The sequence below is a fragment of the Janthinobacterium sp. 1_2014MBL_MicDiv genome, from assembly GCF_001865675.1.
In the GTDB taxonomy this organism is placed as follows: Bacteria; Pseudomonadota; Gammaproteobacteria; order Burkholderiales; family Burkholderiaceae_D; genus Janthinobacterium.
On record NZ_CP011319.1, the window covers coordinates 177,125 to 199,865 of the forward strand.

The 22,741-nt window shown below is 63.2% G+C and carries 22 protein-coding genes; 15 read left to right on the forward strand and 7 right to left on the reverse strand.

The window, feature by feature from the left end:
• Positions 1–114: 114 nt before the first annotated feature.
• The gene (locus tag YQ44_RS00770; protein WP_071321748.1) at positions 115–696 is read right to left on the reverse strand and encodes a hypothetical protein; all 582 of its coding nucleotides are present in this window, start codon (positions 694–696) and stop codon (positions 115–117) included.
• A gap of 36 nt (positions 697–732) precedes the next feature.
• The gene (locus YQ44_RS00775; RefSeq protein WP_071321749.1) at positions 733–1,332 is read right to left on the reverse strand and encodes a hypothetical protein; all 600 of its coding nucleotides are present in this window, start codon (positions 1,330–1,332) and stop codon (positions 733–735) included.
• Positions 1,333–1,577: 245 nt separating this feature from the next.
• On the opposite strand from YQ44_RS00775, the gene YQ44_RS00780 reads away from it, so the two are divergent.
• Complete coding sequence (locus YQ44_RS00780) at positions 1,578–2,303, forward strand: HAD family hydrolase (RefSeq protein ID WP_071321750.1); 726 nt, start codon at positions 1,578–1,580, stop codon at positions 2,301–2,303.
• Positions 2,304–2,405: 102 nt separating this feature from the next.
• The gene (gene hrcA, locus YQ44_RS00785) at positions 2,406–3,422 is read left to right on the forward strand and encodes a heat-inducible transcriptional repressor HrcA (protein ID WP_071326168.1); all 1,017 of its coding nucleotides are present in this window, start codon (positions 2,406–2,408) and stop codon (positions 3,420–3,422) included.
• A 94-nt stretch (positions 3,423–3,516) separates the two neighbouring features.
• On the opposite strand, the gene fur is transcribed toward hrcA, so the two are convergent.
• The gene (gene fur / locus YQ44_RS00790; protein WP_071321751.1) at positions 3,517–3,948 is read right to left on the reverse strand and encodes a ferric iron uptake transcriptional regulator; all 432 of its coding nucleotides are present in this window, start codon (positions 3,946–3,948) and stop codon (positions 3,517–3,519) included.
• Positions 3,949–4,143: 195 nt separating this feature from the next.
• Here fur and YQ44_RS00795 point away from each other — a divergent pair, with 195 nt between their 5' ends.
• The 3 genes from YQ44_RS00795 to YQ44_RS00805 are packed head-to-tail and all read left to right on the forward strand — an operon-like array spanning position 4,144 to position 5,931.
• Positions 4,144–4,767: an outer membrane protein assembly factor BamE gene (locus YQ44_RS00795; RefSeq protein WP_071321752.1), complete on the forward strand. Its 624-nt coding sequence runs from the start codon at positions 4,144–4,146 to the stop codon at positions 4,765–4,767.
• A 19-nt stretch (positions 4,768–4,786) separates the two neighbouring features.
• Positions 4,787–5,596, forward strand: a complete 810-nt coding sequence (gene dapB / locus YQ44_RS00800) for a 4-hydroxy-tetrahydrodipicolinate reductase (protein ID WP_071321753.1) — start codon at positions 4,787–4,789, stop codon at positions 5,594–5,596.
• Between the two features lie 8 nt (positions 5,597–5,604).
• Entirely contained in the window at positions 5,605–5,931 is a 327-nt protein-coding gene (locus tag YQ44_RS00805; RefSeq protein WP_071321754.1) for a barstar family protein, read from the forward strand.
• A gap of 94 nt (positions 5,932–6,025) precedes the next feature.
• Here the strand turns inward: YQ44_RS00805 and YQ44_RS00810 are convergent, their stop codons facing one another.
• Positions 6,026–7,273, reverse strand: coding sequence for a CaiB/BaiF CoA transferase family protein (locus tag YQ44_RS00810; protein ID WP_071321755.1), 1,248 nt, complete (start codon positions 7,271–7,273; stop codon positions 6,026–6,028).
• Positions 7,273–8,451 (reverse strand): acyl-CoA dehydrogenase, encoded by a 1,179-nt coding sequence (locus tag YQ44_RS00815; protein WP_071321756.1) that lies wholly within the window; start codon positions 8,449–8,451, stop codon positions 7,273–7,275. Before YQ44_RS00815 ends, YQ44_RS00810 begins: the two co-directional genes overlap by 1 nt.
• A gap of 161 nt (positions 8,452–8,612) precedes the next feature.
• Here YQ44_RS00815 and YQ44_RS00820 point away from each other — a divergent pair, with 161 nt between their 5' ends.
• Entirely contained in the window at positions 8,613–9,509 is an 897-nt protein-coding gene (locus tag YQ44_RS00820) for a LysR substrate-binding domain-containing protein (RefSeq protein WP_071321757.1), read from the forward strand.
• Here the strand turns inward: YQ44_RS00820 and YQ44_RS00825 are convergent.
• Positions 9,506–9,871 (reverse strand): VOC family protein, encoded by a 366-nt coding sequence (locus YQ44_RS00825; RefSeq protein WP_071326169.1) that lies wholly within the window; start codon positions 9,869–9,871, stop codon positions 9,506–9,508. The genes YQ44_RS00820 and YQ44_RS00825 overlap by 4 nt on opposite strands.
• A gap of 76 nt (positions 9,872–9,947) precedes the next feature.
• Positions 9,948–10,712, reverse strand: a complete 765-nt coding sequence (locus tag YQ44_RS00830) for an AraC family transcriptional regulator (protein WP_232251021.1) — start codon at positions 10,710–10,712, stop codon at positions 9,948–9,950.
• Positions 10,713–10,889: 177 nt separating this feature from the next.
• Here YQ44_RS00830 and leuS point away from each other — a divergent pair, with 177 nt between their 5' ends.
• The 9 genes from leuS to YQ44_RS00875 all read left to right on the forward strand — a co-directional run bounded on the left by leuS (position 10,890) and on the right by YQ44_RS00875 (position 22,737).
• Positions 10,890–13,529 carry a leucine--tRNA ligase gene (gene leuS, locus YQ44_RS00835; RefSeq protein ID WP_071321758.1) on the forward strand — a complete coding sequence of 880 codons (2,640 nt, stop codon included), beginning with the start codon at positions 10,890–10,892 and terminating at the stop codon, positions 13,527–13,529.
• A 2-nt stretch (positions 13,530–13,531) separates the two neighbouring features.
• Positions 13,532–14,137 (forward strand): LPS-assembly lipoprotein LptE, encoded by a 606-nt coding sequence (locus YQ44_RS00840; protein ID WP_071321759.1) that lies wholly within the window; start codon positions 13,532–13,534, stop codon positions 14,135–14,137.
• A 10-nt stretch (positions 14,138–14,147) separates the two neighbouring features.
• The gene (holA, locus tag YQ44_RS00845) at positions 14,148–15,164 is read left to right on the forward strand and encodes a DNA polymerase III subunit delta (protein ID WP_071321760.1); all 1,017 of its coding nucleotides are present in this window, start codon (positions 14,148–14,150) and stop codon (positions 15,162–15,164) included.
• A 23-nt stretch (positions 15,165–15,187) separates the two neighbouring features.
• Positions 15,188–16,453 (forward strand): glutamate-5-semialdehyde dehydrogenase, encoded by a 1,266-nt coding sequence (locus YQ44_RS00850; RefSeq protein WP_071326171.1) that lies wholly within the window; start codon positions 15,188–15,190, stop codon positions 16,451–16,453.
• Between the two features lie 71 nt (positions 16,454–16,524).
• Complete coding sequence (locus YQ44_RS00855; RefSeq protein WP_034745744.1) at positions 16,525–16,962, forward strand: CopD family protein; 438 nt, start codon at positions 16,525–16,527, stop codon at positions 16,960–16,962.
• 10 nt (positions 16,963–16,972) lie between these two features.
• Positions 16,973–17,590: a 2-hydroxychromene-2-carboxylate isomerase gene (locus YQ44_RS00860; RefSeq protein ID WP_071321761.1), complete on the forward strand. Its 618-nt coding sequence runs from the start codon at positions 16,973–16,975 to the stop codon at positions 17,588–17,590.
• A 142-nt stretch (positions 17,591–17,732) separates the two neighbouring features.
• Positions 17,733–18,902, forward strand: coding sequence for a THUMP domain-containing class I SAM-dependent RNA methyltransferase (locus YQ44_RS00865; protein WP_071321762.1), 1,170 nt, complete (start codon positions 17,733–17,735; stop codon positions 18,900–18,902).
• 189 nt (positions 18,903–19,091) lie between these two features.
• Positions 19,092–20,372, forward strand: coding sequence for a multidrug effflux MFS transporter (locus YQ44_RS00870; protein WP_198043851.1), 1,281 nt, complete (start codon positions 19,092–19,094; stop codon positions 20,370–20,372).
• Between the two features lie 259 nt (positions 20,373–20,631).
• Positions 20,632–22,737 carry an HDOD domain-containing protein gene (locus tag YQ44_RS00875; protein WP_232251022.1) on the forward strand — a complete coding sequence of 702 codons (2,106 nt, stop codon included), beginning with the start codon at positions 20,632–20,634 and terminating at the stop codon, positions 22,735–22,737.
• The last annotated feature ends 4 nt before the right edge of the window (positions 22,738–22,741 follow it).

Below are 22,741 nucleotides of genomic sequence, written 5' to 3' on the forward strand. Positions count from 1 at the left end.
AGATGCATTATGCTGCATCGCCACATATAACTCCAATTTATCTTTAGAATATCAAATATTCATTTTGGTGATATCTCTTCCTGGCAGCCGCCAAGCGGCTGCCAGCCACGCTACTTAGCCCGGATTGCAGGCGATTTGCACGGTGGTGACTTTGGCTTCGCCCATGGTGCCCACGCCGGTGCCCGGCGCCACGGCGCACTTCAGGCCAGTTGGCTGGGTAAACACGCTGATGCCATAGTTGTCGCCATCGGCGACAGGCAGCCCCAGGGTAAAGGTCGTGCTGTCCTTCGCCACCGTGGTTTGCGCATTACCGTTGATCAAAACCAGTCCATCCGCCGTCAGGCCCGTAATCGTGCCGCCCACCGTGTAGGTGTTTTGCGAACACAGGACCGATGCTTCGATGCTGACGTAGTGACCGGCCGAACCGGTGCCGCCACTGACGCTGCAATTCATGTGGGCAGGGTTTTGCTTGACCGTGATGTCGTAGCTGGTGCCGTAATCGATGCTCTTGCCAAATTTGAACTTGGTGGCGCCGGCGGCAGGCGTGACGCTGTCGCCGCCGTTGACCAGGATCAGGCCATTGGTGTTCAAATTGCTGATGGTGCCGGTGACCTCATACGAGGCCTTGCCACCGCAAGCAGCCAGTCCCAGGGTCAGCAGCAGCGCGGCGAGTGGGCGCAGGCAGGATAACTTCATGTATTTCTCCAATAATGTGGTGACGAATCGCGTGGCTTACCGCGGTGTGCAGGTCAGTGTGGCGCTGGTCGTGGCGGCGGAACCCATGGTGCCGACGGTATCGCGGCCATCGGCGCTGGCGGAGCCCTGGAAACGGCACGTCAGGCCCGTTGGATAGGTCGTTATGGAAATATTGTAGGGGATGCCATCAGCGATGGTCGGGAACGTGTAGGCGGTGCTGCCTGCCAGCGGGCTGATGCTGTTGACGCCCATTGCCAGGGTCAGGCCGTTCGCGGTCAGGCCCGTGATCGTGCCGCTCAGCGGATAGGTGTTGGTCTGGCAAACAACCACGGCCGGCGATATGGAGTAGCTCGATGCCTTGCCGCTGCCATTGACCATTTTGCAGACGGCGCCTTTCGGCTGCTGCTTGATGGTAATGTCATAGCGATCATCATTGTTGAGCAGCTTGGTGAAAGTAAAGCCGGAAGCACCCGCCGTGATGGGCAAGCTTTCGTCGCCGTTCTGGAGGATCAAGCCATCTTTTGCCAGGTTCTGGACTTGGCCTTGCAGATACAGATTGCCGCCGCTGCCGCCGCAGGCTGCCAGTGTGGCGGCGCAAGCCGCCGCCAGCATCGAGCGCAGGTACAAATTTTTCATACATTCTCCAAAACGAATTAGGTAGGGTAGCGCAACGCGGACGCTGGCGCCGCATTGGAATGGCGCCTATTTTAGTCTATCTGGCAAGCCGATTGATCTTGCCTTGTATCTCCGTGTAACAATTTTTCTGCGCGAAGCGCCCGCCAGGCCCCATTTGTCGACCGGGCGCCCATGCCGCCAGCGGCGATCGGTGCGACAATACAGGCAGGCCGCGCATCGTGGCGCGGCACCCATTTGCGAGTCCCATGTCACCTACCTCTGTAAAAACGGCCGTGCCGCCCAAGGCCATCCTGTTCGACCTCGACGATACCTTGTGGCCCATCGCCCCCGTGATTGCCGCGGCGGAAACCCTCTTGCACGACTGGCTGGCCACGCATGCGCCGAAGGTGGCGCAGCAGTTTTCCATCGAGCTGTTGCGCCAGCACCGCCTGGCCATGCTCAATGAACAACCGCATTTTCATGGCAACCTGATCGAACTGCGCCGCGCCGGCCTGCTGACCGCCTTCGAGGCCGCCGGCGAGGATCCCGCCCTCGTCGACGGCGCCATCGCCCAGTTCCTGGCCGCGCGCCACCGCGTCCAGCCGTATGGCGACGTCCTGCCCGGCCTGGCCTGGCTGGGGCAGCGCATGCTGGTCGGTTCCATTTCGAATGGCAATGCGGACCTTGAAATTATCGGCCTGGCGCAGCATTTCAAGGTATCGATCGCCGCCAGCGACTTTGGCGTGGCCAAGCCCGATGCCAGCATTTTCCTGGCCGGCTGCGCCGCGCTGGGCGTGGCGCCGCGCGACGCCGTGTATGTCGGCGACGATTTATATTTCGATGTGACGGGGGCGCAAGGGGCGGGCATGCGTGCCGTGTGGATGAACCGCAAGGGCAGCGATGCGCACCTGGCGGCCGGCGTGCAGCCCGACGCCATCTGCGCCAACTTTGATGAATTGCTGCTGTGGCTGCAGGGGCAACTGGAAGATTGATCGCCGCTGGCCGGGCGAACGTGCATAATAGCTGCTATTGACGCACGTTTGGCCGCCTTCGCTGCCGTTTGCGTCGCAGAATACTTGCTTAACTACAACATCATGCAACTCGATACACGTGCCCAAACCCTGCTGAAAGCCCTGGTCGAGCGCTATATCGCCGACGGCCTGCCGGTCGGTTCGCGCGCCCTGTCGAAGATTTCCGGCCTCGACCTGTCGCCGGCCACGATCCGCAACATCATGGCCGACCTGGAAGAACTCGGTTATGTGTCCAGTCCGCATACCTCGGCCGGACGCATACCCACGCCGCGCGGTTACCGTATCTTTGTCGACACCTTGCTGACCGTCAAGCATCTGGACGAGCATCTGGTGGAGTCGCGCATGCGCCTGCAGACGCCGCAGCCGCAGCGCACCATCGCCAACGCGGCGCAGATGCTGTCGTCGCTGTCGCAATTCGCCGGCGTGGTGCTCAGTCCGCGCCGCGAATCCGTGTTCCAGCAAATCGAATTCCTGCGCCTGTCGGAAAAACGCATCCTGCTCGTCATCGTCGCTCCCGGCGGCGACGTGCAGAACCGCCTGCTGTTGACGGAAGCCGACTACACGCCGGCGCAACTGGTGCAGTCGGCCAACTACATCAACCAGAATTACGGCGGCCTGTCGTTCGACGCCGTGCGCGTGCGCCTGCAGGGCGAGCTGCGCCAGTTGCGCGACGACATGGGCAGCCTGATGCAGGCGGCCGTGGAAGCGGGCAGCGAAGCGATGGCCGACCATAGCGACGATATGGTGATTTCAGGCGAGCGCAACTTGCTCAGCGTGAGCGATCTGTCATCGAATATGAGCTCGCTGCGCCAGATGTTCGACATGTTCGAGCAAAAGACGGGCTTGATGCAGCTGCTCGACGTATCGAGCAAGGCGACGGGCGTGCAGATTTTCATCGGCGGCGAATCGAACCTGGTGCCGATGGATGAAATGAGCGTGGTGACGGCGCCGTATGAAGTCAACGGCAAGATCGTGGGAACGCTGGGAGTGATCGGGCCGACCCGCATGGCGTACGAGCGCGTCATCCCGATTGTCGATATCACGGCCAAGCTGCTGTCAAGCGCACTGAGCCATCACTAGGGACAGCTGACCATACCTGCTGCGCGTCGGTTTTGCCAGGCGTTGTATCGCAGGGTATTACGCGAGCCGCTCCCGTGGGAGCGGCAAGCTTGCGTCAGGCTGATTTGTGCGGGCAGGCAACCTTGATGCAGTTGCCGTAGATGGCCAAGGCGTGTTCGGCGATCTTGAAGCCGCGTTCTTCGGCCACTTTTTGCTGGCGGACTTCGATGTCTTCGTCGAAGAATTCCTCGACCCGGCCACAGTCGAGGCACACCAGGTGGTCGTGGTGGGAGCCTTCGTTGAGCTCGAAAATCGCCTTGCCGGTTTCAAAATGGTTGCGGTTAAGCAAGCCGGCTTGTTCGAATTGCGTCAGGACACGGTAGACAGTTGCCAAACCGACATCCATATTGTCGGCCAGCAGAATCTTGTAGACGTCTTCCGCTGTCAGGTGGCGTACCGGGCTACTCTGGAAGATATCGAGTATCTTCAGCCGTGGCAGGGTCGCTTTCAGGCCGCTTGCCTTGAGATCACTAGGATTGTTACTCATGTTTGTTGCTCGTATGTGGGTCAGGTGCTTTATCATATAGCGTTTTAGCGGGGAGTGCCAAAATATGCATTTTTTGGCTGGCCGGTCACTCCTGGCGTTTTGTTCATCAAATTGAGGTCATTTATGCGCGTAACACCGGCTGTATTGCCATCTCTCTGGCACCGTATTTCATTTCGAGCTCCAGTCGTGGCGGGCATGGTCTGTGTCGCGCTGACGCTGTCTGGCTGTGCCAGCCGCGGCATCCTCGGCGAAAAGCCCGCCGTCACGCTGAAAGAGGGCAAGGAAGTCGTGCCCGAGCAAGGCGCGCAGACGACGACCGTCACGCCGCTGCAGAAATTCATGTGGTTTTTCTCGCCCTATCGTCCTGACATTCAACAAGGCAACTTTATCTCCGAAGAGATGCTGGCCCAGTTGAAAGTGGGCATGACGCGCGACCAGGTGCGTTTCGTCCTCGGCACCTCCCTGCTGACCGATATCTTCCATGCGGACCGCTGGGATTACCCATTCCGCCTGGCCCGTGGCAATGGCGAAACCACCAGCAGCCGCGTAGTCGTGTTCTTCGACAAGGAAGGCAAAGTGGCGCGCTTCGAAGGCGGCAACCTGCCGACCGAGAAAGAATACATCGACCGCATCGCCGGACCATCGCCATTCGCCAAGGTGGCCAAGGCCGATGTGCCAGCCGCTGTCGTGCCGTCGCCCGTGGCGCCGAGCGCCGTGCCGGTGCCGGCCGATGCCACGCCCGCCATTCCTGTGAGTAAACCTGACGTGGCACCGGCGCCTGCCGCCGAGCCTGCACCTACTGCCGAGCCCACCAAATAAGTTGCTGTAAGAGAATAAAATGACTGAACTGAAAATCGCCATCGCTGGCGCCAGCGGCCGTATGGGCCATATCCTGATCGAAGCGGTCAGCAATGCGCCCGACGCCGTGCTGGCCGGCGCGCTCGACCGCGCCGGATCGCCCTCGCTCGGCCAGGATGCGGCCGCCTTCCTGGGCAAGCCTGCCGGCGTGCCGATCGAGTCCGACCTGGCCGCAGGCCTGGCCGGCGCCGATTACCTGATCGACTTCACGCGCCCCGAAGGCACCTTGCAGCATCTGGCGTATTGCGCCGAGCACGGTATCAAGATGATCATCGGCACCACCGGTTTCGATGACGCGGGCAAGGCGGCGATTGCCGCCGCCGCCGAAAAGACGGCCATCATGTTCGCGCCGAACATGAGCGTGGGCGTGAATGTCACCATGAAATTGCTGGAACTGGCCGCGAAAAGCCTGTCCGAAGGCTACGACATTGAAATCATCGAGGCGCATCACCGCTTCAAGGTCGATGCGCCGTCGGGCACGGCCCTGCAAATGGGCGAAGTGGTGGCGGGCGCGCTGGGTCGCGACCTGAAGGAGTGCGCCGTGTACGGCCGCGAAGGCGTGACGGGCGAACGCGACCCGTCGACCATCGGCTTTGCCACCATCCGCGGCGGCGATATCGTCGGCGACCATACGGTGCTGTTTGCCGGCATCGGCGAGCGCATCGAGATCAGCCACAAGTCGAGCAGCCGCGTCACCTACGCCCACGGCGCCCTGCGCGCCGCGCGTTTCCTGGCCGACAAGCCGACCGGCCTGTTCGACATGCAGGATGTGCTGTCGCTGAAGAACTGAGGAAGACCATGGCCACTGCCATCCTGAATGGAAAAGACATCACCGACGAAGCGAGCTTCCACGCGCAATGCGCGCAAGCGTTCGGTTTCCCCGAGTTTTACGGCAACAACATGGATGCCTGGGTCGATTGCCTCAGCTACCTGCGCGACGACGAGAACATGACGCAATTCCGCCTGAAGCCGAATGAGCTGCTCGAGATCGTCGTGCAAGACGCGGCGGCAATGAAGGCGCAAGTGCCTGATTTACTGGAAGAAATCACGTTCTGTATCGCCGGCATCAATGAGCGCTATGACGATTATGGCGAAAAGCCGGCGCTGAAGCTGGTCTTGAAGTAGGTCGGATTAGCGCGCAGGCGCGTAATCCGACGTTACCAGCGCCAACAATGTGTCGGATTACGGCCCGCAGGGCCTAATCTGACCTACCCAGCATTTACACGACCTTGCGTTCGCGCAAGCCGTCGATCTGGCCGCTGTCGAGGCCCAGCCACTGCTGCAGCACTTCCTGCGTATGCTGCCCCAGCAGCGGCGGCGGCAAGCGGTACTGCACCGGCGAGCCCGACAGGCGCACGGGATTGGCCACCAGCGCCACCGTGCCCGCCGTCGGATGCGGCATCTCCACTTTCAAGCCACGCGCGATCACTTGCGGGTCGGCAAACACCTGGTCGATGCGGTTGACGGGGCCGCACGGCACGGCCTGCGCCTCGAAGGCGCTGATCCACTCTGCCGTGGTGCGCATGACGGTGGCCTGGCGCAGCAGGGGAATCAGGATGGCCCGGTGCGCCACGCGCTGCGGGTTGGTGGCGAAACGCGCATCCTGTGCCCATTCCGGATGGCCGACGATGGCGCAGAAGCGGGAAAACTGCCCGTCGTTGCCGATCGCCAGGATCATGTCGCCATCGGCCGTGGGAAAGTCCTGGTAGGGCACGATGTTCGGGTGCGAATTGCCCATGCGCTGGGGCACTTTTCCCCCGCACAGGTAGTTGGCCGCCTGGTTGCCCAGCGCCGCCACCTGCACGTCGAGCAGGGCCAGGTCGATATGCTGGCCCAGGCCGGAACGCTCGCGCTCGGCCAGCGCGGCCTGCACGGCGATGGTGGCATACAGGCCCGTCATGATGTCGGTCTGCGCCACGCCCACTTTTTGCGGCCCGGCGCCCGGTTCGCCATCGGGCACGCCCGTGATGCTCATCAAGCCGCCCATGCCCTGGATCAGGAAGTCGTAGCCGGCGCGCGCCGCGTACGGTCCATCCTGGCCAAAGCCCGTGATCGAGCAGTAGACGAGGCGCGGATTGAGGGCCAGGAGGCTGGCCGCGTCCAGGCCGTACTGCTTCAAGCCGTCCAATTTGAAATTTTCCAGCAGCACGTCGGCTTCTTGCGCCAGCCGGCGCACCAGGGCTTGCCCTTCAGGGGCCGCCAGGTCGATGCACAAGGAGCGCTTGTTGCGGTTGGCGCACTGGAAGTAGGCGGCCTCGGCGGTGTCGCGGCCGTCCGCGTCCTTTACATACGGCGGACCCCACGAGCGCGTGTCGTCGCCGCGGCCCGGCTGCTCGACCTTGACGACGTCGGCGCCGAGGTCGGCCAGCAGTTGCCCGGCCCACGGACCGGCCAGCACGCGCGACAGATCCAGCACGCGCAAACCGGTCAGCGGCGCGGGCCGCAGGGTGGAAGCGAGGCCTTCCATTAATTGAAGGCGGCGATGCCGGTGATGGCGCGGCCGATGATCAGCGCGTGCACGTCGTGCGTGCCTTCGTAGGTGTTGACCACTTCCAGGTTGACCAGGTGGCGGATGACGCCGAACTCGTCGGAAATGCCGTTGCCACCCATCATGTCGCGTGCCACGCGGGCGATGTCGAGCGCCTTGCCACAGCTGTTGCGTTTCATGATCGAGGTGATTTCCACGGCAGGCGAACCTTCATCCTTCATGCGGCCCAGGCGCAGGCAGCCTTGCAAGCCCATGGTGATCTCCGTCAACATGTCGGCCAGTTTCTTTTGCACCAGCTGGTTGGCGGCCAGCGGACGGCCGAATTGCTGGCGGTCCATCGTGTACTGGCGTGCCTTCAGGTAGCAGTCTTCGGCCGCGCCCAGCGCGCCCCAGGCGATGCCGTAGCGGGCGCTGTTCAGGCATGTGAACGGGCCTTTCAAGCCGCGCACGTCGGGGAAGGCGTTTTCTTCAGGGCAAAATACTTCATCCATGACGATTTCGCCGGTGATGCTGGTGCGCAAGCCCACCTTGCCGTGGATCTCGGGCGCCGACAGGCCTTTCCAGCCCTTTTCCAGCACGAAGCCGCGGATCGCGCCTTCATCGTCCTTGGCCCACACGACGAAGACGTCGGCGATGGGGCTGTTGGTGATCCACATCTTGGCGCCGGACAGGCTGTAGCCGCCCGCTACCTTGCGCGCGCGGGTGACCATGCTGCCCGGATCGGAGCCGTGGTTCGGCTCCGTCAGGCCGAAGCAGCCGATGTATTCGCCCGTCGCCAGCTTCGGCAGGTATTTCTGTTTCGTTTCCTCGCTGCCGAAGGCATTGATCGGCACCATCACCAGCGACGATTGCACGCTCATCATCGAGCGGTAGCCCGAATCGACGCGCTCGACTTCGCGCGCGGCCAGGCCGTAGCATACGTAGTTCAGGCCGGCGCCGCCGTATTCCTCGGGAATGGTGGTGCCCAGCAAGCCCAGTTCGCCCATTTCGCGGAAGATGGCGGCGTCCGTGCGGCCATGGCGGAACGATTCGAGCACGCGCGGCACCAGGCTGCCCTGGCAATAGTCGCGGGCCGCTTCCAGCACGGCGCGTTCGTCGCCCGTCAGTTGTTCTTCCAGCAGCAGGGGGGAATTCCAGTCGAATACGGTTTTGCTCATCACAGGCCTCGCAGGTGAGCGCCGGTGATCGGCGCAAGATTGAATATGGCTCATGGTAGATTTTCAGCCAGCCTTGCGCAAACGATTTTTTCGCACCCAGACATGCGTGCTGCGCATATCTTGCGGCATACTTGAGGCTTCTTTCCAGCCTGCGTCCCCCCATGTCCAGAAAAATTCCCATGCTGCAAGCTTTAAACTGCTTCGAGGCCGCCGCGCGCCACCAGAGCTACACGCATGCGGCGCGCGAACTGTCGCTGACGCAAAGCGCCGTCTCGCGCCAGATTGCATCCCTGGAGAGTTTTCTCGGCGTGCAACTGTTCCAGCGCACGCGCCACGGCGTACTGCTGACTACGGCCGGCGCCTCGTATGCGCGGCAGATCGCCGCCCGCCTGGACGGCCTCGAGCGCGATACGCTCGATACCATGGCGCGCCAGGGCGGCGGCAGTACCTTGCAGCTGGCCTCGGTGCCCACGTTTGCCACGCGCTGGCTGATGCCGCGCCTGGGCAGTCTGGCCACCCGGCATCCCGATATCGTCGTGCATATCGATGCCTATACGAAACCGTTCATGTTTGCCGATACGGAATACGACGCCGCCCTGTATGCGGGCACGCCCGAGCAGCTCGCGCGCTGGCCCGGCACGCGCGCCACCTTGCTGATGCATGAAGAGATCGTGCCCGTCGCCAGTCCACGCCTGCTGTCGGCGCGCACCCATTGGCAGCCGCAGGATATCCTGGCATTGACGCTATTGCAGCAAAGCACGCGGCCTGGCGCCTGGCGCCAGTGGTTTGATGCCATGCAGGTCGATGGGGAACTGGCGCGCTACGGGGCGCGCTATGAACTGTTTTCCATGCTGGCGATGGCGGCCGTGCAAGGGCAGGGCGTGGTCTTACTGCCGCGCATGCTGGTCGAGGCGGAGCTGGCGCGCGGCGAGCTGCACATCGTGTGCGAGCGCCCACTGCGCGGCCAGCGCGCGTATTACCTGATCACGCCCGAGGCCGCACATGAAAAAACGGCAATGCAGCAATTGCGGCTGTGGTTGCAGGACGAGGCGGCCTAGACGACCTTGGCGGTCTCGAAATGGGGATTGTCGATGAAGCCGATCTGGTTGCCGAACGGGTCGAGCAATTCCACCGTGCGGATGCCGTCGCCCACGTCCGTGATCGGATGGTGCAAGGTGGCGCCCAGTGCGATGACGCGGTCGACTTCCTGCTCGATGCCTTCCACGCCCCAGTACGTCACGCTGCCCTGCGTGCCCGGTTCGCCGCCCGGCAGCAAGCCCAGCTCGAAGCCGCCGATGGCAAAACCCACATAAAACGGCTGGTCGAAGTACGGTGCGGTGCCGAAAACCTGGCTGTACCAGGCCTTGGCCTTGTCCAGGTCCGGGACGGGATAGGTGACGGTGCGTAAGCCCTTGATCATGTTCTGCTCCTGGTGAATAAAGAATGACGTCATCATGCCACCGGCGTGCGCGCGGCGATTGTAAAAATGGAAGGTCTCAATGCCGGCGGTGCATGAACCATGCCTCGGGCGAACTGTGGGCGAAATCCTGGAAGTCGTGGATCAGGTGCGATTGGTCGAAATAGCCATATTCCAGGGCAATTTGCGCCCAATCCGGCTGCCCGTGCAGATGTTTCAAGCCATGGCTGGCGGCACGGAAGCGGCAGATGCGGGCAAACAATTTCGGGCTGATGCCGACCTGCTGGCGAAATTGCAGCGCCAGGTGCTGGCGCGACACGCCCAGCTGCGCGGCCAGGCCATCCACGCGCACCCTGCCTTGCGCGCCCTGGATGGCGGCCAGCGCATGCTCCGTCACGCCGGCCGGGCGCAGGCGCGCTCCCTGGCGCAGGCGCAGCAGCAGAAAATCTTGCAAAATAGTGACTCGCTGCGCATCGGACAATGGCTCGCTCCACAGCGCGTCGCCCAGGCGCGCCGCCAGGTCGCGGCCCCACAGCTGCTGTAGATCCGTGCGGCCATCGTTGAGTTCGCACAAGGGCAGCTGGAAGAAGCGCGCCGCCGCGCCCGGCTTGAAACGGGCCGCCACCGTCTGCACCAGGCCATGGCTGATGACGTGTATCGGCGCCGTCATCATGCCGACGGCAAAGCTGGCGTCCTGCTGGTCCTGGCACAGAATATCGATGCAATTGTCCGGCAAGACTTGGTGCGTCAGGGGCGTGGCGCCCGCCTGCGCGCGGCAGGTCCAGACGCAGTCCAGCCAGGGCCGCAGGGCGGGGACGGGGGCAACTTCCTGATAGACGATCATGGCCGGCTTTGATGCAAAGAACAAGATTGCACATATATTACACAGCAATTACGCGGCGGTCCGCCGCATATTTGTGCGCTGGCAAAAATATGCGGAAGCAGGCGGGCGCCGTGCCGCGCTATCGGGCGGCGACAACCAGTATAATGCTCGGTTCATATCCACTATTGGCCGCACATCATGCAAGATAAATATAGTCCCGCCGACGTCGAACAAGCCGCCCAATCGCACTGGAAGGCGATCGACGCCTATAAAGCCGTCGAACACGACCCGCGTTTCCCAAAAGGCAAGTATTTCGCTTGCTCGATGCTACCTTACCCTTCGGGCAAGCTGCACATGGGTCACGTGCGCAACTATACGATCAATGATGTGATGTACCGCTACCTGCGCATGAACGGCTATAACGTGCTCATGCCGATGGGCTGGGATGCGTTCGGCATGCCGGCGGAAAACGCGGCCATGGCCAACAACGTGCCGCCCGCGCAATGGACGTATTCGAACATCGCCCACATGAAGCAGCAGATGGAATCGATGGGCCTGGCCATCGACTGGTCGCGCGAGATGACCGCCTGCAAGCCCGAATACTACAAGTGGAACCAGTGGATGTTCCTGAAAATGCTGGAAAAAGGCATCATCTACAAGAAGACCGGTACCGTGAACTGGGACCCGATCGACCAGACCGTGCTGGCCAATGAGCAAGTGGTCGACGGCAAGGGCTGGCGTTCGGGCGCGCTGATCGAAAAGCGCGAAATTCCGATGTACTACGCGCGCATCACCGATTACGCGGAAGAACTGCTGGCCTACGTGGATGACAAGCTGCCGGGCTGGCCCGAGCGCGTGCGCACCATGCAGACCAACTGGATCGGCAAGTCGACGGGCGTGCGCTTCGCCTTCCCGCATGCAATCAAGGATGCCGAAGGCGCCCTGATCGGCGACGGCAAGCTGTATGTATTTACCACGCGTCCGGACACCGTCATGGGCGTGACTTTCTGCGCCGTGGCCGCCGAACATCCGCTGGCCATCCACGCCGCGCAAAGCAATCCTGCGCTGGCCGCCTTCAACGCCGAGTGCAAGCTCGGTTCCGTCATCGAGGCGGACATGGCGACGATGGAGAAGAAGGGCATGCCGACCGGCCTGTTCGTCACCCATCCGCTGACGGGCGCGCAAGTGGAAGTGTGGGTCGGCAACTACGTGCTGATCACCTACGGCGACGGCGCCGTGATGGGCGTGCCTGCGCACGATGAACGCGATTTCGGCTTTGCCAAGAAATACGACCTGCCGATCAAGCAAGTGATCGAAGTCAAGGGCCAGGAATTCTCGACCGACGCATGGCAGGAATCGTATGGCAGCAAGGAGGGCGTCTGCATCGCCTCCGGCAAATACGACGGCCTGCATTTCGCCTCCGCCGTCGACGCGGTGGCCGCCGACCTGGCCGAACTGGGCCTGGGCGAGAAGAAAACCACGTTCCGCCTGCGCGACTGGGGCATTTCGCGCCAGCGCTACTGGGGCACGCCGATCCCGATGATCCATTGCGCCGACTGCGGCGTGGTGCCGGTGCCGGAAAAAGACTTGCCGGTGGTGCTGCCGGAAGACTGCGTGCCGGACGGCACGGGCAACCCGCTGAACAAGTACGAAGCCTTCCTCAAGTGCGACTGCCCGCAGTGCGGCAAGCCGGCGCGCCGCGAGACGGACACCATGGATACCTTCGTCGATTCGTCGTGGTACTACATGCGCTATACCTCGCCAGGCTCGAACGACGCCATGGTCGACGCGCGCAACGATTACTGGATGCCGATGGACCAGTACATCGGCGGCATCGAACACGCCGTCATGCACTTGCTGTACGCGCGCTTCTGGACCAAGATCATGCGCGACTTCGGCCTGGTCAAGTTCGACGAGCCGTTCGTCAACCTGCTGACGCAAGGCATGGTGCTGAACGAAACCTACTTCCGCAAGGATGCGGCGGGCAAGACCACCTGGTTCAACCCGGACGACGTGCGCCTGTCGCTCGATGACAAGGGCCGTCCGCAAAGCGCCATCCTGGTGGCCGATGGCGCGCCGGTGGAAATCGGCGGCACGGAAAAAATGTCGAAGTCGAAGAACAACGGCATCGACCCGCAAGCGCAGATCGAGCAGTATGGCGCCGACACGGCCCGTCTGTTTACCATGTTCGCTTCGCCGCCGGAACAGACGCTGGAATGGTCGGGCAGCGGCGTCGAAGGCGCGAACCGCTTCCTGCGTCGCGTGTGGAACTTCGGCTACGCCCAGTCGGCAGCCATTCAGGCCGCGCTGGCCGCGGCGCCTGCGCCAGCGACGGGCGACGCGCAGAAAAACCTGCGCCGCGAACTGCACAAGCTGCTGCAGCAAGCCGATTACGACTTGAAGCGCATCCAGTACAACACCGTGGTGTCGGCCTGCATGAAGATGCTCAACACGCTGGAATCGGCCAAGCTCGATGACAGCGCGCAGTCGAAGGCCCTGATCGCCGAAGGTTTTTCCATCTTCCTGCGCCTGCTCAATCCTGTCGCGCCGCACATCACCCACGTGCTGTGGCAGGAACTGGGTTACGCCGGCGCGCATGGCGACCTGCTCAACGCGGCCTGGCCGCAGGTCGATCCGGCCGCGCTGGAACAGTCCGAGATCGAGATGATGATCCAGGTGAACGGCAAGCTGCGCGGCTCGATCACGGTGGCCAAGGATGCGGACAAGGCCAGCATCGAAGCGGCCGCGCTGGCGTGCGAGAGTGTGCAGAAGTACGTCGAGACCACGCCGAAGAAGATCATCGTCGTGCCAGGCAAGTTAATCAGCATCGTGGTGTAACTATGACAACCTCCTCTTCCGTATCGCTGTTCGGCGGGCGCGCCTGGCGCGCCATGCTGGCCATCGCCCTGACCATGCTGTTGTCGGCCTGCGGCTTTCACTTGCGTGGCTCGAACGGCAGTTTCATGCTGCCGTTCGCGACGATGAATATCGGCCTGCCCGAGACGTCGCCGCTGGCGATTGACCTGAAGCGCTACATCCGCGCCATCGGCAGTACGGAAGTGGTCGACACCAGGGATGGTGCCGACGCTTTCCTGGAAGTCCTCAGCGATCCGGAGAGGAACCGTACCAAGACCATTCTGTCCCTGAACAGCAATGGCCGCGTGCGCGAGTACCAGCTCGGGTATGCCATCAATTTCCGTGTGCTGGACAAGGCGGGCAACCAGTTGCTGGGACCGACGGTCATCAGCCTGGTGCGTCCTATCACCTTCAACGAATCCCAGGTGCTGGCCAAGGAAACAGAGGCTGCGCAGCTGTACCGCGACATGCGCAACGACATGGTGCAGCAGATCATGCGCCGCCTGGCCGCCATCAAGCCGGTGCTGCCGGCCATGTCGGTGGCGCCCGTGGCGCCCGTGACGCCGGCCGTGCCAGCCCCGCAGCAGTAACGGGGACGCCATGCAATTGCGGATAGACGCGCTCGACGGACATGTGGCCAAGCCGCTGGCGCAACTGTATGTGATCACCAGCGACGAGCATCTGCTGGCGCTGGAAGCGGCCGACAAAATACGCCGCGCGGCACGCGCGCAGGGCTATTCCGAACGCGATGTGCTGACGGTGGAGCGCAGCTTCAAGTGGGGCGAGCTGCTGGCCGCCAACCAGGAGCTGTCGCTGTTCGGCGACAAGAAGCTGATCGAACTGCGCATCCCTACCGGCAAGCCGGGCAAGGATGGCGGCGCGGCGCTGCAAAGCTACGCCAAGAACCTCAGTCCCGACAACCTGACCCTGATCACGTTGCCCAAGCTGGACTGGGCCACGCAAAAGGCGGCCTGGGTCGCCAGCCTGCAGCAGGCGGCCGTCTACATCGAGATTCCGAATGTGGAACGGGCGCAGTTGCCGGCGTGGATAGGCCAGCGCCTGGCCGCGCAGGGGCAGAGCGCCGAGCGCGCCAGCATCGACTTCATCGCCGAACGGGTGGAAGGCAATCTGCTGGCGGCGCACCAGGAAATCCAGAAACTGGGCCTGCTGCATGAAGCGGGCAAGCTGACGTATGAACAGGTGCAGGACGCGGTGCTGAACGTGGCCCGCTACGATGTCTTCAAGCTGTCCGAGGCCATGCTGGCCGGCGACCCGGCGCGCCTGGTGCGCATGCTCGAAGGCTTGAAGGGCGAGGGCGAGGCGCTGCCGCTGGTCTTGTGGGCCGTCTCCGAGGAAATCCGCACGCTGTTAAAATTGAAGGCCGGGATGGCGCAGGGACGTCCGCTGGGCGCGCTGCTCAAGGAATACCGCATCTGGGGCCCGCGCGAGCGGATGATGGAACCGGCCCTGCGGCGCATTTCGCTGCCCGTGCTGGAAGCGGCGCTGCAGCAGGCGGCGCAGGTGGACAAGATGATCAAGGGCCTGCGCGCCAAGGGCTACGCGGGCGACGCCTGGGACGCCATGCTGCAACTGGGCCTGAAAATCGCCCGAGGCTAGGTTTTTACTATATGGATACGAGCATGGATATCACTGAATATATGCAGGACGTGGGCACGCGCGCGCGCATCGCTTCGCGCGCCATGGCGCGTGCCGACAGCGCCACGCGCAACCGCGCCCTGACGTTGATCGCAAAGGCCATCGTGCGCGATGCCGATCTGCTGCGTGCTGCCAACCAGCGCGACCTCGACGCGGCCGCTGCCGCCGGCCTGGCGCCGGCCATGCTCGATCGCCTGACCCTGTCCGACGCGGCCATTGCCACCATGGTAGAAGGCCTGACGCAGATCGTGTCGCTGGCCGATCCGATCGGTGAAATCTCGAACATGAAATTCCGTCCGACGGGCATCCAGGTGGGACAGATGCGCGTGCCGCTGGGCGTCATCGGCATCATCTATGAAGCGCGTCCGAACGTGACGGTGGATGCGGCCGGCCTGTGCATCAAGAGCGGCAACGCGACGATTTTGCGCGGCGGCTCGGAAGCCATCCATTGCAACCGCGCCCTGGCCAAGCTGGTACAGGAAGGCCTGGCGGGCGCCGGCCTGCCTGCCGACGCGGTACAGGTGGTCGACACCACCGACCGCGCCGCCGTCGGCGCCCTCATCACCATGCCGCAATACGTGGACGTCATCGTGCCGCGCGGCGGCAAGGGCCTGATCGCGCGCCTGATGGAGGAAGCCACGGTGCCGATGATCAAGCACCTCGATGGCATTTGCCACGTCTACATCGACGCCAAGGCCGATATGCAGAAGGCGCTCGACATCGGTTTCAACGCGAAATGCCACCGCTACGGCACCTGCAACACCATGGAAACCCTGCTGGTGGCGCGCGCCATCGCACCTGCCGTGCTGCCGCAGCTGGCCGAACTGTACCTGACCAAGCAGGTTGAATTGCGCGCCGATCCGGAGGCGCATGCCATCCTGGCCGGCTACCCGCACCTGGTCGCGGCCACCGAGGAAGACTGGCGCACCGAGTACCTGGCGGCGATCCTGGCGGTGAAGGTGGTCGACGGCATCGACGAGGCGATGGACCACATCAGCCAGTATTCGTCGAAGCACACGGAAGCCATCATCACGGAAGACTACAGCGATGCGCTGCGCTTCCTGCGCGAGGTCGATTCCGCCTCCGTGATGGTGAACGCCTCCACGCGTTTCGCCGACGGTTTCGAATATGGCCTGGGCGCCGAGATCGGCATCTCGAACGACAAGCTGCATGCGCGCGGCCCGGTGGGACTGGAAGGTCTGACCTCGCTCAAATACGTGGTCTTCGGCCACGGCGAAGTACGTCAATAATGCTTCTTCGCGGGCCGCCCACGAGGCGGTCCGTTTTCTCACCCTTCGATATCTCTGACACTGGGAACCCCATGCTCTTTCTCTGGACCAAAGCATTCCACATCATCTTCGTCATGTCCTGGTTTGCCGGCCTGTTTTACCTGCCGCGCATTTTCGTCAACCTGGCGATGGAGACGGAAACGGTCGCCACCGAGCGCCTGCTGCTGATGGCGCGCAAGCTGTACCGCTTCATGTCCCTGCTGGCGCTGCCGGCCATGGTGCTGGGCCTGGCGTTGATGTGGATGCTGTACGGCGGGGGCGAAGGCCGCATGAAGATGCCGGGCTGGATGCATGCCAAGCTGACGTTCGTGGTGCTGCTGCTCGGCTATCACCACGCCTGCGGTTCCATTCTGCGCAAGTTCGAAAAAGGCCTCAACAAGCGCAGCCACACCTGGTTCCGCTGGTTTAATGAAGTGCCGGTGGTGATGCTGCTGGCCGTCGTCGTGCTGGTCGTGGTCAAGCCTTTCTAAGGGAGTCGAGATGAGTACAAGCCAGAACAAGGTTGTCCAGTATTTCTTTGCTCCCCATTCGCCATGGACCTACCTGGGCCATGCGCGCCTGATGGCCATCGCCGCGAAGACCGGCGCGCAGATCGACGTGCGCCCCTTCGACCTGGGCAAGGTCTTCAGCGTTTCAGGTGGCTTGCCGCTGGCCAAGCGCGCGCCCCAGCGCCAGGCGTATCGCCTGAACGAACTGGCGCGCTGGTCGGCTTTCCTGCAAGTGCCGCTGACCTTGCAGCCGAAGTTTTTCCCCGTCTCGCCGGAAGCGGCGGCCAAGCTGATCATCGCCACGCGCCTGGCGCATGGCGTGGAAGCGTCGCTGAAGCTGGCGCATGCCATCATGCGCGGCCTGTGGGCCGAGGAGCGCAATATCGGCGATGAAGATACCCTGGCGCAGATCGCCCTGGATGAGGGATTCGACGGCCGTCAGCTGCTGAAAACGGCGGAAACGGCCAGCGTGCAGGCGGAATATGACGCCAACACGGAAGCGGCCACCGCCGCCAGCGTCTTCGGCTCGCCGTGGTACATCGTCGATGGCGAAGGCTATTGGGGGCAGGACCGCCTCGATTTTGTCGAGCGGGCGCTGGAAGGACAGTAAGCTGGAAGAACAGTAAAGTAGCAGTAGTTTTTTTACATAGTATTAACGTAGCAAACAGCGTCTGTAATCTAGCGGGCGTTCAACACAATGGAATAAGGGTACACCAACCATGGCTTCATATTTTTGCCCATGCCCGCGCGGCATGGAAGCGGCGCTGGCCGAGGAACTGGGCGAGATCGCCCAGGATAGTTCGACCATGAAGGTCCACAACCAGGTGCCGGGCGGCGTACACTGCTCGGGCGACCTGCTCGATGCCTACCGCATCAACCTGCATTCGCGCATCGCTTCGCGCGTGCTGATGCGCATGGCGCATTCCGGCTACAAGACGGAAAACGACATCTATGACCTGACCCTGGCGCAAGCCTGGGAAGACTGGTTCGGCGTGCACCACACGATCCGCGTCGACGTCACGGCCGTCAAATCGCCGCTGCGCAGCCTGGAATTCACCACGCTGAAGATCAAGGATGCGATCTGCGACCGTTTCCGCGACCAGTTCAACGAGCGTCCATCGGTCAACACCAAGACGCCGGACATGCGCATCGTCGGCTTCCTCGACGCGCATACCTTCACCGTCTATCTCGACACGTCGGGCGAAGCGCTGTTCAAGCGCGGCTGGCGCGAAGAGACGGGCGACGCGCCGCTGCGCGAAAACCTGGCCGCCGGCCTGCTGCGCGTGTCGGGCTGGAAGCCTGGCATGGTGCTGTTCGATCCGATGTGCGGTTCCGGCACCATCCTGGCCGAAGCGGCGCAGATGCTGCAGGGGATTCCGCCGGGCGCCTCGCGTCAGTTCGCGTTTGAAAATTTCCACGACTTCGATCCGGCGCCGTGGAATGCCATGAAAAATGCCATCAAGGTCAATCCGCTGCCGGCGGAGCCGACGATTTTCGGCAGCGATATTTCGGGCGACATGGTGGCCATGACGCGCCACAACCTGCGTTGCGCCGGCGTGCGCTTCGAGGTGCCGCTGAAACAGATCGAGGCGCAGGAAGTCAAGCCGCCAAGCGACGTGCCGGGCATCATGCTGACCAATCCGCCGTACGGCGAACGTATCGGCGTGCGCGGCGACAGCACCATTCCGGAAGACGAACTGTCGACCTCCTTCTATTCGGCCATGGGCACCACCCTGAAGCAGCGCTTTGCCGGCTGGACCGTGTTCCTCTTCACGGCCGACCTGGGCCTGCCCAAGCTGCTGCGCCTGAAGGAAGCGCGCAAGACGCCATTCTTCAACGGCGCGCTGGAATGCCGTTTGTTCCGCTTCGATATGGTCGCGGGCTACAACCGCCGCGAAGAAGCCAAACCAAAAAATAACTGATCAAACCTGCTGCGCGTCGGGATAGGCAGCCTGTGATGCTCGCCGTACTAGTGTACGGCTGCGCTTCTCGGCCACCTCTCCCTTCCGCTCGCGACGGTGTTATCAGCTATTTGGCAGTCTGTAGACGTTTGTAGTAACGCAGTACCTCGCGCTGTCCGACGCCGGTCCGCGCGCCACTTTGGATCCGCCATGTTTCCCACCCCTCCGGCCAATGTGCCGCCCGATCCGGTCACGCCCGTACCGCCTCCTACCCCGAGCCACATGGCGCCTTTGAGCCGCGGCGCGCTGGCCATGATGCTGGCCGGCCTGTCGATGCTGGGACCACTATCGATCGACACCTATCTGCCCGCGTTCGGCGCGATCCAGGGCTCGCTGCAAGCTTCGCCGCTGGAAGTGCAGCAGTCGCTGACGTTCTACATGCTGGCCTTTGCCGGCATGGTGCTGTGGCATGGCGCGATATCGGATACCTTCGGCCGGCGCAACGTCATCCTCGTGTCGCTGCTGATGTTTGCCATCGGTTCGCTCGGCTGCGCGTCGGCGCACACGGTCCACTATCTGTGGTTCTTCCGCATCATGCAGGGCGTGTCGGCCGGCGCCGGCGTGGTGATCAGCCGCGCCATCATCCGCGACCTGTACGCCGATGCGGCGGCCGCGCGCCTGCTGTCGCTGGTGACGATGATCTTTTCCATCGCCCCGGCCGTGGCGCCCATTTTGGGCGGCTGGATCGTCATCTGGTTCGACTGGCGCTCGATCTTCCTGTTCCTCGCTTTCTACACGGTGATCCTGCTGGCGTTCTGCTACTGGCGCCTGCCCGAAACCCTGCCGGTGGAAAAGCGCCAGCCGTTCAATCCCCGTTTCCTGGCATCGAGCTACGGCCAGATCCTGCGCTCGCCCCTGTTCCACATCAAGGCCGGCATCGTCGCCCTCAATTTCGCAGGCCTGTTCCTGTTCATCACGGCCGCGCCGGAAATGCTGCCCAAGCAGCTGGGCCTGGGCCCGTCGCAATTCGGCTGGCTGTTCATTCCCTGCGTGAGCGGCATTTTCATGGGCGCCGCGGCGGCCAACCGCATCGCCGGCAAGGTGACGTTCGCGCGCCAGATCGGCATCGGCTTTGCCTTCCTGCTGTGCGCGGCCAGCGTCAATGTCGTGTACCACCTGTTCCTGCCGCCCTCGCTGCCATGGTCGGTGCTGCCGCTGTTCTTCTACACCTTCGGCATGTCGCTGGTGGGGCCGGGCGCGACCTTGCTGGCGCTGGACCTGTTCCCGCATATCCGCGGCACGGTCGCCTCGTGCCAGTCGTTCGCCAGCACCATGCTCGGCGCGGTGGTGGCCGGCGTGATCTCGCCCTTGTTGTCCGGCTCCGTGTTGTGGCTGGCCTCCGGGCAGCTGGCGTTTACGGCGCTGGCGCTGGCCCTGTGGCTGATTTCGCGGCGCTTCCGCCATCGTTTGCTAGGTTCCTTCAAGGCATAAGTTTCCACTGCAGAACGCTGGATTTATTTCAACTTAATTTTCTATATTGCAAGTAATATCCGGCGCTTATGATAAGATGACTTTTTTTCCCGGCATCCTCTCAGGCGACATTTTTTGGGTTACAGGAGTGGAGGATTCCTCTGACGTGGCCGCGCTTTGCTGCTGAGCGCGCTTCCTTTTCGAACCGGCAATGCCTGATACGATGCATCAATCTGATCAAGATATACGCAATCGCCTGCTGATTGCCCGTCTGCCGGCCATGCCGCAGATTCTCATCAAGCTGATCGCCCACCTGCAGGCCGACGACGCCGGCATGCCGGAACTGGCCGCCCTGATCGCCAAGGATGCGGGCATGACCAGCAAGATCCTCGGCGTGGCCAACAGCTCGGCGTATCACCGCCAGGGCCGGGTCGTCAGCCTGGAACAGTCGCTCGTCTCGCTGGGCACGGACATGATCAAGACCCTGGTCATCAGCGAATCCGTGTTCCAGACCTTCAGCAGCTTCCCCCATTCCGGCAGCACCGATTTGCGCGCATTCTGGAAAAGTTCGCTGTCGGCCGCCGTCATGGCGCGTGCGCTGGCCAAGGCCATGGCCTATCCGCATGTCGAAGAAGCGTACCTGGCGGGCCTGCTGCACAATGTGGGCCGCCTGGCCCTGCTGGCCACGGCGCCGAAGGAATACGCGTTCAATTTCACGGCCCGCGACGATGCCGCCCTGTGCGCGGTGGAGCAGCGCACCCTGCAGATCACGCATGCCGAAGCGGGTGCCTGGCTGATCGAGCGCTGGCACCTCGATTCCTTCCTGGCCGACAGCGTGCTGTATCACCATGAACCGCTGGCGCGCCTGGAGGCGAGCCATCCCCTGATCCGCATCGTGCGCCTGGCGCACCTGCTGTGCTGCCACGCCGGCGATGCGGAGTCGATCGCGCAGGCGGCGCGCCTGTGCGCGCTGGACGTCGAGGTGCTGGAGACCCTGGCCGGCAGCGTCGCGCGCCAGGTGGAACAGGCCGCGCAGCACCTGGGCATCGACCTGGCCGGCGCCGACGATATCGCCACGCCGCCGGCATTCGCGCCGCCTGCCGTCGATCCGGTGCAGCAGCGCCTGTCCGACGAAGTGCGCAATATGGTGCTGGTGTCCGAAGTGGGCCAGACTTTCGCCCGCCAGCAGGGCGAGACCAGCCTGCTGGAAGCCATCACGCGTTCGGCGCGCATCCTGTTCGACTTCGAGACTACCGTCATCCTGCTGCAAAACCCCACCGGCCATGCGCTGGTGGGCGTGGCGGCGGGAGAACAGCAGCACCGCCTGGCCGGTTTTTCCGTGCCGCTGGCGAAGGGCGGGCCATTGGCCGCCTCGGCGCTCGAATGCAGCCTGGCCTTTCTGAAAGGCGACATGCCGGGCCTGGGCATCGTCGAGGAGCAGCTGTTCCGCATCCTCGGCACCGACAGCCTGGTCTGCCTGCCGCTGGTGGCGGGCCAGCGCAGCCTGGGCGTGCTGATTGGCGGCGTGGCGGCGTGGCAGATTCCCGCCTGCCAGAAGCGCGAGGGCTTCCTGCGCGCTTTCGGCAACCAGGCCGCCAGCGCGCTGGAAACGGCGATCAGCGCGCGCGGCCTGGCGCGGCGCCAGCTCGATCACGTGGCCGAGGAATACCGCGAAGCGTCGCGCCGCGTGGTGCATGAGGTGAACAACCCGCTGTCGATTATCAAGAACTACCTGAGCGTGCTCGATCACAAGCTCGAGAAGCAGGAGCCGGTGACGGGCGAGATGTCGATCCTGAACGAAGAGATCGACCGCGTCGGGCAGTTGATCAATGGCCTGGCTGACCTGCAGCCGGCGGTAGCCAGCGGCGTCACCGATTGCGCGCGCGTCGTCGACGATGTGCTGCGCCTGTTCCGCGCCACCGATTTCCTGCCGTCGAAAATCGAGGTGGTCACGCGCATGCAGGATGCGCCATGCGAGGTGGAGGCCGATGCCGACATGCTCAAGCAGATCCTGCTCAACCTGCTGAAAAATGCCGTCGAGGCCTTGCCGGACGGCGGCCGCATCGAAGTGGCGAACCGGGGCCATGTCAACCGCGACCGACGCCTGTACCTGGAACTGTGCGTCAGCGACAATGGCGCCGGCCTGGCGCCTGAGGTGCTGGCCAACCTGTTCTCGCCCGTGCGCAGCAGCAAGCCGGGCGCGCATCATGGCCTGGGCTTGTCCATCGTGCACGACCTGGTCACGCGCCTGCATGGCGTGATCGGCTGCCGCAGCGGCAAGGGCGGCACCTCGTTTGAAATCCTGCTGCCCCTGCCGCAGGCCGCCGCCGCTGCCACCGTTTCCGATGCCGTGCCCGCGCTCGGCAATACCGCTCTATCTTCGTAACGCC

What these genes read in the sequence shown, in the direction of transcription:
- YQ44_RS00875 (WP_232251022.1), top strand. Translation starts at nt 20,632, where the DNA reads ATGCCGCAGATTCTCATCAAGCTGATCGCCCACCTGCAGGCCGACGAC.
- YQ44_RS00770 (WP_071321748.1), bottom strand. Translation starts at nt 696, where the DNA reads ATGAAGTTATCCTGCCTGCGCCCACTCGCCGCGCTGCTGCTGACCCTG.
- YQ44_RS00825 (WP_071326169.1), bottom strand. Translation starts at nt 9,871, where the DNA reads ATGATCAAGGGCTTACGCACCGTCACCTATCCCGTCCCGGACCTGGAC.
- dapB (WP_071321753.1), top strand. Translation starts at nt 4,787, where the DNA reads ATGACTGAACTGAAAATCGCCATCGCTGGCGCCAGCGGCCGTATGGGC.
- YQ44_RS00850 (WP_071326171.1), top strand. Translation starts at nt 15,188, where the DNA reads ATGGATATCACTGAATATATGCAGGACGTGGGCACGCGCGCGCGCATC.
- YQ44_RS00795 (WP_071321752.1), top strand. Translation starts at nt 4,144, where the DNA reads ATGGTCTGTGTCGCGCTGACGCTGTCTGGCTGTGCCAGCCGCGGCATC.
- YQ44_RS00775 (WP_071321749.1), bottom strand. Translation starts at nt 1,332, where the DNA reads ATGAAAAATTTGTACCTGCGCTCGATGCTGGCGGCGGCTTGCGCCGCC.
- YQ44_RS00840 (WP_071321759.1), top strand. Translation starts at nt 13,532, where the DNA reads ATGACAACCTCCTCTTCCGTATCGCTGTTCGGCGGGCGCGCCTGGCGC.
- YQ44_RS00810 (WP_071321755.1), bottom strand. Translation starts at nt 7,273, where the DNA reads ATGGAAGGCCTCGCTTCCACCCTGCGGCCCGCGCCGCTGACCGGTTTG.
- YQ44_RS00830 (WP_232251021.1), bottom strand. Translation starts at nt 10,712, where the DNA reads ATGATCGTCTATCAGGAAGTTGCCCCCGTCCCCGCCCTGCGGCCCTGG.
- YQ44_RS00865 (WP_071321762.1), top strand. Translation starts at nt 17,733, where the DNA reads ATGGAAGCGGCGCTGGCCGAGGAACTGGGCGAGATCGCCCAGGATAGT.
- YQ44_RS00780 (WP_071321750.1), top strand. Translation starts at nt 1,578, where the DNA reads ATGTCACCTACCTCTGTAAAAACGGCCGTGCCGCCCAAGGCCATCCTG.
- YQ44_RS00860 (WP_071321761.1), top strand. Translation starts at nt 16,973, where the DNA reads ATGAGTACAAGCCAGAACAAGGTTGTCCAGTATTTCTTTGCTCCCCAT.
- YQ44_RS00815 (WP_071321756.1), bottom strand. Translation starts at nt 8,451, where the DNA reads ATGAGCAAAACCGTATTCGACTGGAATTCCCCCCTGCTGCTGGAAGAA.
- leuS (WP_071321758.1), top strand. Translation starts at nt 10,890, where the DNA reads ATGCAAGATAAATATAGTCCCGCCGACGTCGAACAAGCCGCCCAATCG.
- YQ44_RS00855 (WP_034745744.1), top strand. Translation starts at nt 16,525, where the DNA reads ATGCTCTTTCTCTGGACCAAAGCATTCCACATCATCTTCGTCATGTCC.
- hrcA (WP_071326168.1), top strand. Translation starts at nt 2,406, where the DNA reads ATGCAACTCGATACACGTGCCCAAACCCTGCTGAAAGCCCTGGTCGAG.
- fur (WP_071321751.1), bottom strand. Translation starts at nt 3,948, where the DNA reads ATGAGTAACAATCCTAGTGATCTCAAGGCAAGCGGCCTGAAAGCGACC.
- YQ44_RS00870 (WP_198043851.1), top strand. Translation starts at nt 19,092, where the DNA reads ATGTTTCCCACCCCTCCGGCCAATGTGCCGCCCGATCCGGTCACGCCC.
- YQ44_RS00820 (WP_071321757.1), top strand. Translation starts at nt 8,613, where the DNA reads ATGTCCAGAAAAATTCCCATGCTGCAAGCTTTAAACTGCTTCGAGGCC.
- holA (WP_071321760.1), top strand. Translation starts at nt 14,148, where the DNA reads ATGCAATTGCGGATAGACGCGCTCGACGGACATGTGGCCAAGCCGCTG.
- YQ44_RS00805 (WP_071321754.1), top strand. Translation starts at nt 5,605, where the DNA reads ATGGCCACTGCCATCCTGAATGGAAAAGACATCACCGACGAAGCGAGC.